Here is a 15184-nt window from a genome sequence, read left to right as displayed (position 1 = left end):
CTACAGCTTCCAGCTGGTGGCGTCGCTCTTTTCACCCCAGAAGCTGCGGTAGCGTGGGGAACTCTCCATGAGTTCCTCGTGGTTGCCGATAGACTCCACGGTGCCGGAGGGACTCATCATCACAATCTGGTCCGCGTCGCGGATGGTGTGCAGCCGGTGCGCAATGACGACGATGGTGCGCTCGGCAGAAAGCGTTTTCATACCGCGCATCACAAGGTGCTCATTCTGCACGTCTAGAGAGCTAGTCGCCTCATCAAGCAGCACGATCCGCGCGTCCTTCAGTAGCGCACGAGCGATGGAGACACGCTGACGCTCACCACCGGAGAGATTCTGCCCGCCCTCGCTAATCAGGGTGTCAAACCCCTGCGGCAGCTGCCGGGCAATCTCGGTGACACCGGCCAACTCCGCTGCGCGGAGCACCTCCTCCCGCGTTGCATTGTGGCAGCCCAGGCGGATGTTTTCATACAGTGTGTCCTCGAAGAGGTACACGTATTGGAACACCATAGCCAGCGAATCCAACACCGCCCGGGAGCCAAGATCGCGAATATCCACACCACCGATACGGATGGTCCCCTGGTCAACGTCATAGAAGCGTGCCGCAAGTTTTAGCAAGGTGCTCTTGCCGCAGCCGCTGGGACCCACCAACGCAGTAGTAGTTCCGGGCGCCACGCGGAAACTCACGTCGCGGACCACTGGGGTGTTGGGTTCGTAGCCAAAGCCCACCCCATCGAACTCGATGCCATAGTCGCGTGGCGCCGCCGGAACCGCAGGCTCCGGCAACACCCGCGCATCGAGGATCTTTTGGATCTCATCTAAGGTATTGCGCGCGGATTCCAAGCCCTCGCCGTAGGGTATGCCCGACATAGCAACGCGAGCCAGGATGAACACCAACACAATGACGCCAATGTAGGTGCCTGCTTCTAGCCAGTGGTTGAGAAGTAGCACGGTGGCCAGGGCATCAATGACCACGGTACCGACCATGATGATTAAAGCCAGACGACCCATGATCATCTCACCTGTCTTCTGGGTGTGCTGCTGGGCGCTAAGCTGCTCTCGAATCGAGGCGCGCACGGCGCGCTCCCCCAGCGAATCCGGCCCAGCCATGCGCAGCACCGGCTGCACCTGGGCGAACTCCAGCACCTCCGCGGCGCCGTGCTCGTTGCGCTCGCCCTTCTGGCGCTCTGCCACGCGGTACTGCCGCATTAGGCGGTTATAGGCGAACCACACCACGGCAGCCACTGCAACGGTAACCAGCCCCAGCCGCCAGTCCACGGCGATGAGAAACACGCAAGCCAAACCGGCCGAGGCAGCACCGTGCAGCATGGGCCGCAGCATCATTGCCGGCGCGTTAGCGGCAAACAGCGCACCGCTGGTGGCTACAACACCGATCTGGCCGGCGCGATCTTCTTCAAAATAGCCCAGGGGTAGCTGTGCCGTGCGATCGGCGATAAGCCGGTGGATGCGCAGCACGTAATCATGCCCCAGGTCCTGGGCAATAACCTCAGTGGGCCAGTCTGCGGCGGCGTAGACGAGGACGGAGATAATGATCCAGGGCAACCATGCTGCGGCCTGCGCGGGATCTTCGCTAAACAGCGTGTCCAAAAACAGTGCAATGAGGATAAGGCCAATGGCCAACGCCACCGCGGAAATCCCAATTAGCGTAAGGACCAGCACCAGACGGCGACGATCAGCCGGACTGCCCAGTGAATAGAGCGTGCGGATCATTATTTTTCCTCCCCTTGGATGCCCGCCTGCGCGGTTTGGTAGCGTGCCCACATCGTGGCGTAGCCCTTGCCTGCCGCCACTAACTCTTCGTGAGTGCCTGCTTCGGTGACCTCACCGTTTTCCAGCATGAGGATCCGGTCAGCGCCGGTGATCGTGTGGAGCCGGTGTGCGATAACTACTAGCGTGCGCCCGGCCACCAGCTCGGTAATGGCCCGCTGGATCGCGGCCTCGGAGTCCGGATCCGCAAAAGCGGTGGCCTCATCCAACACGAGGATCGGCGCGTCGAGCAAGATGGACCGGGCAATAGCCAGCCGCTGCTGCTCGCCACCGGAAAGCTGCGCGTCCTCTCCCACCACCGAGTCGTAGCCGCGCGGCAGATGGGTAATGCGCTCATGAATCTGGGCGGCGCGGGCGGCGCGAACCACGTCTGCGTCGGTGGCCTCCGGGTGAGCGAGGCGAATGTTATCCCGCACGCTCATCCGCATAAGGTAAGGGTCCTGGAAGACGAACCCTACCCTACGGTAGAGCTGGTCAGATCGGAGATCAGTACTAGGGACGCCACCAATGCGCACCGACCCCTCCGTGGGGTCTAATAGCCGGGGGATGAGCGCGGCTAACGTGGACTTCCCCGAGCCGGAAGGTCCCACCACCGCAGTGATGCTGCCGGCGGTAAGTTTTTGGTTAATGCCGGAAAGCACCGGGGTGTCCGGCACGTAGGAGAAGCTTAAATCTTTCAACTCAATTCCGGCGTTTGCAGGCTCCCTGCCGCCAGCAGCGGGCGGCAATACCGGGATGTTGAAGAACTCGGTGAGATCCGCCGCGGCAGCCTTCGCCTCCGAAAACATGATGTTAGTGCGCGAAAGCATAAGCAGAGGCGCGGCGATGTTGTTGATGAACAAAAACGCTGCCAGCACATCGGCCACTGGTACGCCCGCAGACGTGATGAGCCACGGGCTGGCCGCGGCTACCACCAGCAGGCCAAACCCGGTGGAGGTGAAGATCTTCATCAAAGCGGTGGGGTGTACGGTGGCGTGCAACCACTCGCGATAGAACCCACCAAAACTCCGGGAACGACTAAGGAAAATGCTCTCGTCGTAGCCTTCCGGAACAAACACCTTGATAACCGGGATGCCGCGCACCAACTCTACGACGGCGGCGTCTAGCTGCTTCTGGCTGGACTTAAATTTCTCCGCCTTTTCTTGAAACTCGCGCATCATAAACGGCATGGTGGCCACTGCCAACAGCAGTGGTACCAGGCCCAGCAGGCCTATCCGCCAGTCCACCACGAACATGTATCCCAGGCTCAATAGCGGTACGAGTACACCGGCCGAATAATCGTGCGGCGCGTGGGCGATGAGCTGGTGGATCTTGGTGACGTCGTCTTCGATGTAGGTTTTCACAGTCCCCGAAGGTGTCCGCGTAAACCAAGACAGCGGGAGCCTACCCAGCTTGGTAATCTGCTGCTGGCGTAAGTGCTCGCCCAAAAGGCCGTCGGCCTGGTGGCTTACCTGGAGGCTCTTCACGGTTACCTGTCCATGTAGGACGGTGGCCACCATGAGCGCCGCGACTAGCAGCCACAGCTTTGACGCATCTATCGGCTCTCCCTGGAAGGACAGCATTACGGTGCGCACCAGCTCAACCAGCACGATTACCGGCACCAGCGACAAAACCGCCGCCAGCACCGCCAATAGCAGCGACACCGTGATCTGCCGGTGGGCAGGTTGAGATATTTGCCTAAATGTAATGGGTGGTTTTTGTTCGGTCATCGGGGCCTCTTTACTTAACAGTCACAATCACGCATTGTTCCGCGCTAACCAGGCAGTGTTCCCAGTAATTCCCGCTAGAAAACCGGCAAGCAGGTCGAGGAACTCGGTTCCAGTATCGAGCGGGAAGAAATGCCCACCCGGCAGGACCTTCAGTTCAAAACTACCGCTGGTAAAACTTTCCCACCGGGAAAGCATCTCTGGGCTGACAGCTGGGTCGCTATCCCCCGCCAATGCCAGCACAGGAGAGCGAAGCACCGTGGTTGCATGGTGAAAGCCCTCGTGTAACACATAATCGCGACGAATGTCAGCGAGCAGCAGCTTCATCACATCATCATTGGCAAGGATCTCAGGTGGTGTGCCACCTACCTTCTCAAACTCCCTGCGCAGCGCACCGAACCCCATTGACGAGTGGTATTCCCCAGGCACGGTTTCTCCGGGCGCCTGCCGTGCGGCCACCACCACGGCTTCCGGTATAGTGGGCCGATGCATCTGCTGCAGGCAGGCAGCAACCTGGTAGGCCAGCGCTGCCCCCATGGAGTGGCCGTACAACGCAATCGGCGCGCCCGCCGCCAGATCTACTATCTCGGTTGCGCACATATCGGCGAGCTTGTCAAAGTCGCTTACCCATTTCTCTCGGCGACGGGTTGCCTTTCCGGGAAGCTCCACCGGCACCACGTCAATGCTTGGGTTGACCCCCACCCATCCACGATAGACGGAAGCGCTGCCTCCTGCGTGATGGAAGCAAAACAAGAGGGTTCCAGTGCGATGTCCGGCCACAAACGGAAAGACTCCCTCGCAGCTGATTTCTGTCATTTTTCGCCTTTCGCTAGGTCGGACTGATTAAGCACGATTTCTACTGCTGCGACGGTACCCGGGTCTGTGGCAAGCAACTCGGGCATCCTGCGGGCTGCGGAGTCGTATGCTCCACTTACCAAATCGGCAATTCCGGCGGCCAGGGACTGGGCACTCAGTTCGCCTCGCTGGGCGTCAATATAGTTCGGCCCGGCACCGTTTCGACAAACTGCGTTGGCATGGAAATGTTGGTCACCACCGAATGCAACCGCAAGGCACGGCTTGCCGGCGCGCAGGATCGCCCCGGTGGTGCCCAGTGAGCCGTGGCAGATGCCTGCACGGCACCACGGAAGCACAGTCGCGAACGGGACCCGGGCGACGGTGAGGATTCCTTCTCTCACACCAGGCTCATGATCGGGATCGACGATTATCGCCCGCAGACCATGCTCGATGCACGCGTCTCGAGTCCATCGTTGAAGGTCATAAACGCGATCTGAGACCATACTCCCAAAGCTTGCCAGAACCGGGGCCGAGCCGGCAGCCACAAACTCCTCGACTGCTGGGTCTAGGGCGAGTTCACTGTGGTGCGGGTCAAGCCACTCGCCAGTGACGTGAATGTGGTTTTTCCATTCCGGCGCCGGCGGACTCAACGCGGGACTGAATTGGTAGATCGTGGTTGGTGGAGAGGAGAGCGCTCGCTGACGCAGCCCCAACCTACGGCGCCATGCCGCTATCACTGGGCGCATCGCCCAAGCCATCAGAGTATTGGACATCCAGTGGGTGACCAGAGCTCCGACAGAGCCGTCCAGTTTTCGCGGATCCACGAGGCTGTAACGGAGGCAGGGTTCGCTAGGGAAAACCTGCACCCGAACGCTGGGGACTCCGCGTGCAGCCCCTAACAACCGAGCAACTTCACTGAATTGGGTGTACATGACCACGTCAACGCCATCCATGGCATGCTCTAACACATCGAAAACGTGGGCTTCAGATATCATCTCACGGATACCTAAGACAGTGTCCATCATGCCTTTACTATCGCCCAAAAGGCGCTTCATTAACGCCCGGTAATCACCGGGTAACTCGATGTAGTCCACCCCGTTTGCACGAAAACTCCCGCCGAATTCGCTAAACCCAGCCAAAACAAACTGGTGGCCACGATCTCGAAGTGCGACACCAAGGTGCGCAAATGGCAGCATATCACCCTCAGAACCCAGGACGACCGCGAGAACTTTCACAGCCGTCTCAATCCGTAATCCAACTAGGCCACTCAGGAACCCAAGACTCCCCCATGAGCTTATCTTCCGGGCCAATATCACGAATGACTCGGCACGGATTACCGGCTGCGAGTACCATGGGCGGAATATCTCTTGTCACAACACTGCCAGCACCAATTACTGCACCATGCCCAATCGTGACACCCGCAGTTACCGTGCAATTGCCACCAAGCCACACATGGTCTTGTATGGTGATCGCACCCCCGGTACACACCATGTATTGCCGCTCTACGGGGTCTAAGGCGTGATTGCCAGCAAAGAAGGAACACCATGGACCAACCATGACCTCATTGCCAAATGTCACCGGGGCCATATCAAGTACCGTCGTTCCTCGATTGAAGGTCACGCCATCTCCGACCTTGATTTTCGAGCCATATTGGACATGAAATGGCAGGAAAACCATTAAGCGCTCCCCCAGTTCACCAAGCAGGTCTGCCATCACTGCCTGCTTCTCCGCTGTTTGAAGTGGACGAAGCTGGTTGAGATCGTGACACTTCTCCGCCGCCTCCATCATCTCGTAATAGAGATCCGGGTCCTCAATAGGGCGGAAGGGCTGACCGCAGAGAATCTTATCTTCGATTTGCTCTCGAGAATCCATGGATACTCCTTTGCGCTTGAGAGGCGCGAGCCACAATACGAATTACGGTCAGCCACGCGGTTTGACCCTGACTAGTCGGAATACCCAGATTCTTAGCTCACACTTGGTAGCTTACAGGCCTTCGACTTAATTGTCAAGCATGCCATGCCTAATTATGGTATGCTCAACTTTGCAGCAACCTGCAGCGTCGCCGCCGATCAGCCGACCTGTGCAGCCCTCTCCTGCGGGGCGCTGTGCACGACCCGGTGCCGCTAGACATACATCATTTTCTAAGGATTAGTTGGCACTACCCCAGGCGCTTGCTCCGTGGACCACAATCCATCGTTCGCGGGCAATAATCGGTTTTCCTTCTGCGGTAGGAGAATCGGTGCGCCGTCTAATAGACCATTGACGTATATCCAGGGATGAATCATGAAAGAAAACCCCACCACGGCAACCGCTAGCGGTGACCCCAGCGCCACCGCAGTCCCCTCAACCAGCGCCCACGCAAAAGGCCGCGACCTGGTGCTTGATGTCCAAGATCTGCGATGTAGCCTGGGAAAAGTCAAGAAGCGAACGGAAATCCTGCGCGGTGTGACCCTCGCCATTCCGCGCGGGGGCATCCTCGCCGTCCTAGGCGCCAATGGTGCCGGCAAGACAACCTTGGTCAATGTCCTTTCCACGCTGCTGCCCGCCACGGGCGGAACCGCCATCATCGATGGCCACAACTTAGCCACGGATCCTTCCAAGGTGCGCGCTTCCATCGCGCTGACCGGGCAATACGCCGCAGTGGATGAGGAGCTTACCGGCAAGGAAAACCTCATCTTCTTTGGCCGCCTGGCAGGGCTTAAAGCTAGCGATGCGAAGGCCCGCGCCGCGGAACTTCTTGAGCGCTTCGATCTGGTTGGCGCCGCCGACCGCCTGGTTTCGGCATACTCGGGCGGCATGCGTCGGCGGTTAGATATCGCCGCCTCCCTCACTGTCCCGCCCGCGCTGCTGTTCCTCGACGAGCCGACCACGGGCCTCGACCCCGCCGCGCGCAGCTCCGTGTGGGATACCGTCCGCGGGCTGGCGGCCGACGGCACCTCGATCCTGCTTACTACCCAATACCTGGAAGAAGCTGACCAGCTCGCAGACCGCGTCGCCGTGCTCGCCGGAGGCAAGGTGCTCGACGAAGGCACCCCCGCCGAGCTCAAGGACCGCTATGGCACCACGGTGTGCCTCATCACGATGTCTAGCCCGGACGATGCCGCACGCCTCACCCACACCTTGCAAGAACACCGCATCGACTGCCGCCAAGAGGACACCGTATTGCGCGTCGATGCGCCCGATGGCCACCGCACCCTAGTCCGGGCGCTGGCCTTGTGGGATGGCGACGACACCTCGGTCGCGGACGTCTCCTTGGTTCCGCCCTCCTTGGACGATGTCTACTTCGCTATCGCCGGGTCCGGCGACATCGCGCAGCAGGCTCCCCACACCGGTGGAGGCTCCCAGTGAACGCGCTCGGAGCAGTCGCTGCCTCGTGGCACCGCAATGTCCTGCGCACCGTCCGCAACAAGGCCGTAATGGTTTCCGCCGTGGCAATACCCAGCCTGTTCATGGTCATCTTTTACGCCACCTTCGCCAAGGCTTCGACGGAACTCGGCATCGATTACGCCGCCTTCCTCCTGCCCGCCGGCGTTATTCAGGCGATTGTGTTCGCCGCCGGGGGCTCCTCCTTGGCGATTACGCGTGACGCCGAAAACGGCATCCACGACCGCATCCGCGCCACCGGGACGCCCGCCTGGGCCACGGTCGTCGGCCGGCTGCTGGCAGATCTCACCCGCGCCGCGTGGTCGTGCAGCATCGTCGTCCTCACCACGATCCTGCTCGGTGCCCGCTACGCTGCCGGACCGGGTCGTATTATCCTTACCATCGCCCTTTTCGCCGCCCTCACCATCATCCTCTCCGCGTTTATCGATGGCTCCTGCCTGTTGGCCCCCAAGCCCACCTCGGCGTCCTTGCTCTTCCAAAACCTCGTGCTGGTCATGGTGATGTTCTCCACCGCATTCGTGCCTGCGGATGCGCTGCCCGGCGGCATTGGCCCCATCATCCGGCACGTACCGCTATCTCCCATCTTGGACACCGCCCGCAACCTACTAGGTGGCGCTGCCCTGGGGGCGCGCGGAGTCGAAGCACTGTGCTGGCTCATCGCCATGACCGTCGTTGGCGTATGGGGCTTTATCACCGCTTTCCAGGGGAGGAAACATGACTAACCACACCACCGCCACCGTGTCGCACGACACCACCTGGCTGTCCACTGTCGCCACGCATTTTGGAAGGCACCTGCGCGCCGCCCGCCGCGATAGCGCGGTAATTACCAATACCGTGGCTGGTCCCGTTTTGATGTTCCTGGTCATGCGGTGGCTGTTTGGCGACCTCATGGCGGCCTCGCAAGGCTCTGCCACGCTCGACGCGTTACCGCTTACCATCGCGCTCATCCTTTCCAGCGAACTGATGAATGGCACCTCCGCCGCCGCGCAGATAATTAAGGAACGCCAACGCGGTATCACCACCCGCATCGCGACCACGCGCTACGGCACCAGCCCGGAGATCTTCGGCCGCTGGTGTTTCGATTCCTTACGCAGCCTTATCTCCGGCTGCGCGGTGCTGCTGGCTTCCGTGGCTTCTGGCCTGCGTATTCACACGCTGGCCGGGTTTGGCTGGGTGCTGTTAGTCATCATCTTCGGCGCGGTGGTGGCCGCCTCGCTATCGGCCATGGTGGGCGCGATGTGCGCCACCCCGGAGGCCGCCATTGGCCCGGCCCCCATCATCATGGCGGCCATGGCACTTAACGGCGGCCTCGTGCCCGTGGAGCAATTCGCTGGTGTGGTTCAACCCATCGCCCGGTGGAATCCGCTTACCTTCGCCGCCCGCGCCGGCGCCGCCATCGACGGCACGCCAAGCGCCGAAATCCTTGCCACCGGCCAGCCCGGCACCGCAGTCTGGGCTTTCGTGGCCTGGATGGTAGCACTCACCGTAGTGCTGCTAGCCGCCGCAGCTGCGTTCCGCCGCCCCACCATGTCGTAAATAGCGCCGGTTAGCGCGACAGTGCTACTTGTCGCGCGGCGGCGTCCCCAGCGGCGCGGTAGCGCTACTTGCCGCGCAGGGCGCGCCGCCGCGATAAAGAGCTGCGAATCTTTACCCGCGGCCGCGCTAAGGCGGGTAGTGTCGCCGCCGGTTACCGGCAACCAGGCGGCCTCGCCCGGGGCTAGCTCCAGGTCGTTTACCGTGACCACACCAGAAGTAGCCAGGGCGATGGCCGGTCCGGGAAGCTGCGTGGAAACCGTGGTGCCGGCGGGCAAATCGTAGCGGGTCACCGCAAACTCCTGCACCGGCAGCGGGTACTCTACTACCGTCGCGGTGTTGGGCGCGGCATCGGCAACAGCGGCGCTCTCCGCGCCTGCACCATCGCCCAGGGAGGTGTTCCTATATAGTTTGTCAATTCCGTGGGTGAGTTTGTTGGGGGGTGTGAAGGGTTTCTGCTTTTCCTTGTGGATGTTGTTTTCGGGCACGGTGAGGAGCCGATTGGGCTTGCTGTGCAATCGGCTTGAGGTGAGGGTCTGTTGGTTCTAGGCTGCTGCGGCCTCCTGGACTGTGGAGATGTCTCGGTAGAGCTCGCCGTTTCGCATCATGGCGAAGAGAACGTTGAGGCGCCGGCGTGCGAGTGCGACGACTGCGGCGTTGTGTCTTTTGCCTTCTTTGCGTTTTCGTTCATAGAATTGCCGGGAACGCTCGTGGAATCTGATCGATGCAAAAGACGATTGCCATAGGGCGTTCTTTAATTTTTTGTTGCCAGCCCGGTTAGGCGAATTCGACATGATAGACGTTCCTGACTGATTCGTCCGCGGTGATAGCCCTGCATAGGATGCTAGGTGCGCTGCATCGGGGAAGTCGGACATATCGCCAACAGTCATGAGGATCTGCGCTGCGCTACGCGGGCCGATACCAGGCATGGATAAAAGAATCTCGGTCTGCGGAATGTCCTGAATCAGCTTGAGTACCTGCGCTTCGATTTCTTTACGATGCTCGAGTTTGGTTAGTGCATCTGTGGCGGACATTGCTACGCCAAGTTCGGCGTATTCTGCGCCGGCAATGGATACGGTCTGTTCGTGGATGGCAGCAAGCATGGCATCGATGGCTTTAGGCCAAGGCGAAATAAACATCATGGTCCACGGCCCAAGCAGCATAGCTAACCCCTAACTGGGGTTGCCCGCAAATCGTGGACACGTAGTGGAGCTACCTAGTGGTTAGGCAGCTATTTCTTTTCTGCTGTTGATTGAGCCGGTGTGGTTCTCGAAGTCGACGGGGCTGACCATTCCGAGTGCAGAGTGCCGGCGCCGGCGGTTGTAGACGACTTCCATCCAGTAGGCAACGGCCTTGCGTGCAGCATCACGGGTAGGCCATCGCTTACGGTCGTAGAATTCAGTCTTTAGCGTCGACCAGAACGACTCGGCCATCGCGTTATCGAAGCACACGCCAGTGCGCCCCACAGACTGAGCGATGCCCAGGTTGCGGCACACTTCCCAGAGCTTCTCACTGGTAAATTGCGTTCCACGGTCAGCGTGAAACACCAGCCCATCAGGAACGTCACCGCGTAGCGTATGCGCCATCCGCAGGGCCCGTTCAACCAGGTGTGTGTCTTGAACGCTATCCATTGCCCAGCCCAGTACCCTGCGGGAATGACCATCGCGGACCGCGCACAAATACAGCCAGCCCTCACCGGTGCGAAGGTAGGTAATATCCGACATCCACACCCGGTTGAGCTGACCAGTATCAAACATGCGCTTGACCAGGTCAGGAAGAGTTGACTTACGCTTGGATTGAATGGTTGTCACCGGGACAAAGGCACGCGGTGAAATCCCTTCAATGCCCATCATGCGCATCCGCTTCGCCACAGTCTTACGGTTAAGTGAAATGTAGTAGCGCTCGGCGAGCTCTGCGGTGATCCGCGGAGCACCATAAACCTCATCGGAGTCTTTCCAAATCTGATGAATCTTTCGGTCAACATCATCGTAAAATGCTGACCGATCATCCTTTCCGGATAGTCGTTTCTGCTGCGCATGGGCCCATTTGTAGTATCCAGACCGAGACACTTTTAATAGCCGTGCCATGCGTTTGATGCTGTAGTTTGCCTTCTCCTGCTGCATTAGTTCGAACTTTTCTGCTCGCGTTGCTTCGCGGCGAAGAAGGCTGTCGCTTTTGACAAAAACTCATTATCCATCTTGGCTTCTGCCAACTCACGGCGCAGACGAGCATTCTCAGCACGAAGATCAGCCTCACTCATCCCATCTGAGGATCCTCGGCGTTCACGCTCGAGTTTGACCCACCGGCCTAAAAGCCCGGCGGAAACACCGATTTCCTTAGCCACATGAGCGATCGGTCGCTCTGACTCGATTACCAGGTTTGCGGCTTCACGCCGGTACTCCGGCGTGTATTTCTTGCGCTGTTGACTCACAATGAACATCCTCTCTTACGGACACAAGATCCGTACAAATAGGGTGTCCACTAAACGAGGGTAACCTCATAACATGTCTACTTTTCGGGAGACAGGCCCGTACCTAACGAAAAGACATGTACACAGTGGGTAAAACAACACGCGTACTGCACTGTGTAGTGGTTAGCGAAATGGCGGTACGTGATGAGGGGTGCCCACTCCTTACCGTCGACGCTCCGGCGCCGTACAGACCCGGCATCCCCAGTATTTTGAAGAAAAGATAACCCCGCAGGTTTCCCTGCGGGGTTTCGGTACTAGAACGGTGTCTCATTGGTGCCAGCGCCTGCCAGTGCGGCTGCCGCAGCGTCGTTGCCTCGACGGGCAGCACGCGCCGCAGACTCAGCCTTAGAGTCGATGAGCTGCACAGTATCAATTCGTGCGACCAGCGGGTAGTGCTTCACGCCTTCCTTGTCGGTAAAGACATCGGTTTTCAGCGAGTAGCTCACTGCAATGCGATCTCCGGCATGAATGCAGCTAAAGACGCCGGGGTTATCAGCGTCCTTGACGTAGCCGGTCAGCTCAACCATCTCGGACTCAACCTCGCCGGTGGACTTGTTTTTGAAGGCGTTGCGCGCATAGACATTGAGTTTCACCGTTGCGCTGCCGTTTGCGTGCTCGAACAGCTTGGGAGCGCGTGCTGCATTGCCGGTGATGACGCCTGCGTTGAATGGGTTGGACATTAGTTTTCTCCTTATGAGTAGTTGACTGTGTAGTCTTTCGATTTTGTGTTTGAGCAGTGGTTTTACCGCTGCTGCTGTGCCGTGTTAGAGCACGACTCAGGGAAGGCTGGCCCCTCTGCTTCCAGGTCGCGCAGTTCCTGCGTTGAACCCGGGTCAGCGTCCTCGCCGTCGATGCCGTCTGCGAGCATGTAGAGCAGCTCTAGGTCCGTGTTCATGTAATCCGGCATGGTGTGCCTCCTGTTTTGGAATCGGATATTCAATCCGTTCTTTGGAGACAGCTCTGCTGTCTAGACTCTTCTCCCCTACTTGCAGAAGTTGAACATCTGCCCTGTTCACAGAGCCAACAAAACAAGGAAACCCGCTGTAGAATTCAGCTACAACGGGTTTTAGCAGTTAAAAGTTTCGATAGACGAACACGCCGCCTTCACAGGTACGGGTCGCGGAAACGGTGTAGTCATAGGATAAGTCGTTGATCCACGAACTCCAGTCGAAGTAGATCCTAAGCTGCGAGTCTGCGTCTACTCCATCCATTAATCCAGTATCTTCGGAAAATCTCAGCGCATATTCCTCGAAGTCTTGCCACCATCCGCAGAACTGTTCTCTGAATGTTGCTACATCGGGAACATTGTTCGCGTCTTCAACGACAACGCCATCTTCAGCCCAGCGGCAAAACGCTGGCCATAATAGGTGACCGACTCGGTCATATGCGTCAGCCCATGATTCAACACTCCCCGACTCAAGTGTGTAACCCTCGGGTAGGCCATAAGATCGGAAGATTATCGTGGTATCGCAATTATTTGATATGGGATACCCCGTCCATTCGTGAACGTCTTTAGCCGTCGGAATGTCTTCCCATTCAGATACTTTAATGAATTTGCCTTTGTCGACACCGCTGGCGGTATAGCAGTGCTTGCAGACGACAATTGCTCCAGGCTCGCGCTCTAAAGCAGTATCGGGTACTTCTCGTTGAGTGAACATAGCTTGGCCCTCCTTGTTAGTCGATACCCGGTGGTAGAAGCGAAAACCCCGCTGCAGCAGGTGCTGCAACGGGATGAAAGTTTTTAAGCATCGAACAAAAGATAGTGCGCCCTCGCTGCACCCTGTTTGACGCTTGTAATCAGCTTGCTGCCCAGACCAAGGTTGATGGATCTAGCCACTAGAGAAGGGAAATTCTCTGTCTCGCTCAACTCTGTAGCTTTGTTCGCGGCTACGCCTGCAAATCCTGTTTGGCCTGTCGCTTGAGCCAGTACAGCCACGGTCGCGGTTATCTGCGAGCGCATCTTGAGCCAATCCTGCGGTACCACTCGCATGAGAAGCTCTGCGAACGCCAGACCCTGCTCCGGCTCATCCAGCAGCGCGGCAAGCAACGGGTCCCGCAGCATGGGTGTGGTAAAACACCTCAGTGCTGCACGAATGGCTCGTGTGTTAGCAGGATCAGCGATACCCCCTGTCGCCTTTTCATACTCAAGCTGGAGATCATCGCGGAGGAAGTGTATCTCTTTTTCGTAAGCCTCAACGTCGGTGATGATGTCCTGGTATTCATCTTCGTCGATACCGTGTTCAGCACTGTTGAGGCGCTCATCTAGTTCACCACGAGACAGGGCTGGTAGCTGTCCCGTATCTAAAACCATCTGCTGCAGTGCAGCTGAGCTGGCCACTTCGCTGACTACGCCTGTGCTCGGTGCTGAAAGGTCTGACTGCTGGTACACAGTCCACCATCCAGTCCCGGAAGCGATCTCAGAGACTTGGATGATCGCAAGCACTGTTGGTAGCGGCGAGTCCTCGCTGAGCAGGAACTTCGCCAGCTCATCTGCAGCAGATGGGTCTTCGTTGACCACGTAGGCGATGACGGCGTCGGTGTTGGCGTGTTCAGACCATGTAGTGAACTGATCCTTGTTGTTGATCAACGTTTCCACAACGTCGTCAAGATCGAGCCGGGCAAGCGGACTGAGGGCGAGTTGCGGTGAGTCTTCCGCTTGTTTGAAGAATGCTAGCACCAGGGAGTCTTGTGGGTAGAAGCCTAAAATACCTGGGATATTCGCGAGAATATCGCCGTGGGATGTGAGGGTCTGCGAATAAGTGGACATGTGGACACTCCTTGCCAAATACGGATAAATGCGGTCATCCTCGTATTTGGTCCCGGCTTTGCCGGGCTGTACCCCACCCATCTTCGCTGTACAGCACCCCAGCGTGCTCAGGGCGTCGCTAGTGCTTATTTGGGGTGCACTAGCAGGGTGCAAGCACTAGCGACGCAGTCACTGCTGGGTTTGTTCTTCCATACGCTCGATGGCACAATAGATCGTTGGCCGCGAGACGTTGAACGTCCTAGCGACAGCACTCACGGACTTACCACCGTCGATGAGTTCTTTGGCTACCTGCGCCTGCTCATCGCTGAGCTTCGGCTTCGGCCCAGCCACCCTGCCCTGTGCACGGGCGTGTGCCACGCCTTCGCGTGTGCGCTGGATCAGCAGGTCGCGCTCCCACTCAGCGAGTGAGGCCATGACGTTAATGACCACCTTGTCCGCAGGCCGCGAGGTGTCGAGCGCTGGTTCGAGCACTTTGACGTTGATATCACGTTCCGCAAGGTCAGCGATGGTATTGACCGTCTCAGCGAGACTGCGGCCGAGCCTGTCTAAGCGCGCGACAACCAGTGTGTCATCCGGGCGCATGTACGCGAGAGCGTCATCGAGGCCAGGCCGCTGCCATTTGGTGCCCGAGATGGTGTCTGAGTAGATGTGGTTTTCATCACACCCAGCGTTAATGAGCGCCTCGCGCTGGGTGTCGAGACTCTGCCCCTGCTTGGACGTGGACACACGGGCGTAACCGATGAGCAC

Annotated in this window: 14 protein-coding genes and 1 pseudogene; 3 read left to right on the top strand and 12 right to left on the bottom strand. The window is 58.6% G+C overall.

Going from position 1 to position 15184, the window contains the following annotated elements:
* Genes BN9444_RS04755 through BN9444_RS04735 form a run of 5 tightly spaced genes read right to left on the bottom strand, consistent with a single transcriptional unit; the run spans window position 1 to window position 6155 of the window.
* Window positions 1–1725 (bottom strand): ABC transporter ATP-binding protein, encoded by a 1725-nt coding sequence (locus BN9444_RS04755; protein ID WP_014303363.1) that lies wholly within the window; start codon window positions 1723–1725, stop codon window positions 1–3.
* Window positions 1725–3491 carry an ABC transporter ATP-binding protein gene (locus tag BN9444_RS04750; protein WP_066511042.1) on the bottom strand — a complete coding sequence of 589 codons (1767 nt, stop codon included), beginning with the start codon at window positions 3489–3491 and terminating at the stop codon, window positions 1725–1727. The genes BN9444_RS04755 and BN9444_RS04750 overlap by 1 nt, the downstream gene beginning before the upstream one ends.
* 27 nt (window positions 3492–3518) lie before the next feature.
* On the bottom strand, window positions 3519–4304 hold the full coding sequence (locus tag BN9444_RS04745) for a thioesterase II family protein (protein WP_066511039.1): 786 nt from the start codon (window positions 4302–4304) through the stop codon (window positions 3519–3521).
* Window positions 4301–5518, bottom strand: a complete 1218-nt coding sequence (locus BN9444_RS04740; protein ID WP_066511036.1) for a glycosyltransferase — start codon at window positions 5516–5518, stop codon at window positions 4301–4303. The genes BN9444_RS04745 and BN9444_RS04740 overlap by 4 nt, the downstream gene beginning before the upstream one ends.
* Before the next feature lie 7 nt (window positions 5519–5525).
* Window positions 5526–6155: a sugar O-acetyltransferase gene (locus tag BN9444_RS04735; protein WP_014303359.1), complete on the bottom strand. Its 630-nt coding sequence runs from the start codon at window positions 6153–6155 to the stop codon at window positions 5526–5528.
* A gap of 411 nt (window positions 6156–6566) precedes the next feature.
* On the opposite strand from BN9444_RS04735, the gene BN9444_RS04730 reads away from it, so the two are divergent.
* From BN9444_RS04730 to BN9444_RS04720, 3 genes are read left to right on the top strand one after another with little or no spacing between them, the layout of a single operon-like run.
* Window positions 6567–7631 carry an ATP-binding cassette domain-containing protein gene (locus BN9444_RS04730; RefSeq protein ID WP_014303358.1) on the top strand — a complete coding sequence of 355 codons (1065 nt, stop codon included), beginning with the start codon at window positions 6567–6569 and terminating at the stop codon, window positions 7629–7631.
* The gene (locus BN9444_RS04725; protein ID WP_014303357.1) at window positions 7628–8389 is read left to right on the top strand and encodes an ABC transporter permease; all 762 of its coding nucleotides are present in this window, start codon (window positions 7628–7630) and stop codon (window positions 8387–8389) included. The genes BN9444_RS04730 and BN9444_RS04725 overlap by 4 nt, the downstream gene beginning before the upstream one ends.
* Entirely contained in the window at window positions 8382–9203 is an 822-nt protein-coding gene (locus BN9444_RS04720; protein WP_014303356.1) for an ABC transporter permease, read from the top strand. The genes BN9444_RS04725 and BN9444_RS04720 overlap by 8 nt, the downstream gene beginning before the upstream one ends.
* A 542-nt stretch (window positions 9204–9745) precedes the next feature.
* On the opposite strand, the pseudogene BN9444_RS04715 reads toward BN9444_RS04720, so the two are convergent.
* The 7 genes and pseudogenes from BN9444_RS04715 to BN9444_RS04690 form a co-directional block, all read right to left on the bottom strand.
* A pseudogene (locus tag BN9444_RS04715) lies at window positions 9746–10312 on the bottom strand (transposase); the annotation flags it as partial.
* A gap of 111 nt (window positions 10313–10423) precedes the next feature.
* Window positions 10424–11640, bottom strand: a protein-coding gene (locus tag BN9444_RS04710; RefSeq protein ID WP_141681489.1) for an IS3 family transposase whose coding sequence is annotated in 2 segments (ribosomal slippage) — window positions 10424–11379 and window positions 11379–11640 — 1218 coding nt in all. Because the reading frame shifts where the segments join, the coding sequence is not laid out codon by codon here.
* 284 nt (window positions 11641–11924) lie between these two features.
* On the bottom strand, window positions 11925–12350 hold the full coding sequence (locus BN9444_RS04700) for a single-stranded DNA-binding protein (RefSeq protein ID WP_068801519.1): 426 nt from the start codon (window positions 12348–12350) through the stop codon (window positions 11925–11927).
* A 62-nt stretch (window positions 12351–12412) separates the two neighbouring features.
* Complete coding sequence (locus BN9444_RS14685; RefSeq protein WP_196131633.1) at window positions 12413–12577, bottom strand: hypothetical protein; 165 nt, start codon at window positions 12575–12577, stop codon at window positions 12413–12415.
* 166 nt (window positions 12578–12743) lie between these two features.
* Entirely contained in the window at window positions 12744–13328 is a 585-nt protein-coding gene (locus BN9444_RS13475; protein ID WP_077210038.1) for an antirestriction protein ArdA, read from the bottom strand.
* A gap of 83 nt (window positions 13329–13411) precedes the next feature.
* Window positions 13412–14437 (bottom strand): DUF4192 domain-containing protein, encoded by a 1026-nt coding sequence (locus tag BN9444_RS04695; protein WP_068801518.1) that lies wholly within the window; start codon window positions 14435–14437, stop codon window positions 13412–13414.
* Between the two features lie 168 nt (window positions 14438–14605).
* Window positions 14606–15184, bottom strand: a complete 579-nt coding sequence (locus BN9444_RS04690; protein ID WP_068801517.1) for a recombinase family protein — start codon at window positions 15182–15184, stop codon at window positions 14606–14608.

It is taken from the genome of Corynebacterium phoceense, from assembly GCF_900092335.1.
Lineage (GTDB): Bacteria > Actinomycetota > Actinomycetes > Mycobacteriales > Mycobacteriaceae > Corynebacterium > Corynebacterium phoceense.
The sequence above is the reverse complement of the archived record's forward strand: the minus strand, read 5'-3'. Positions and strand labels throughout refer to the sequence as shown.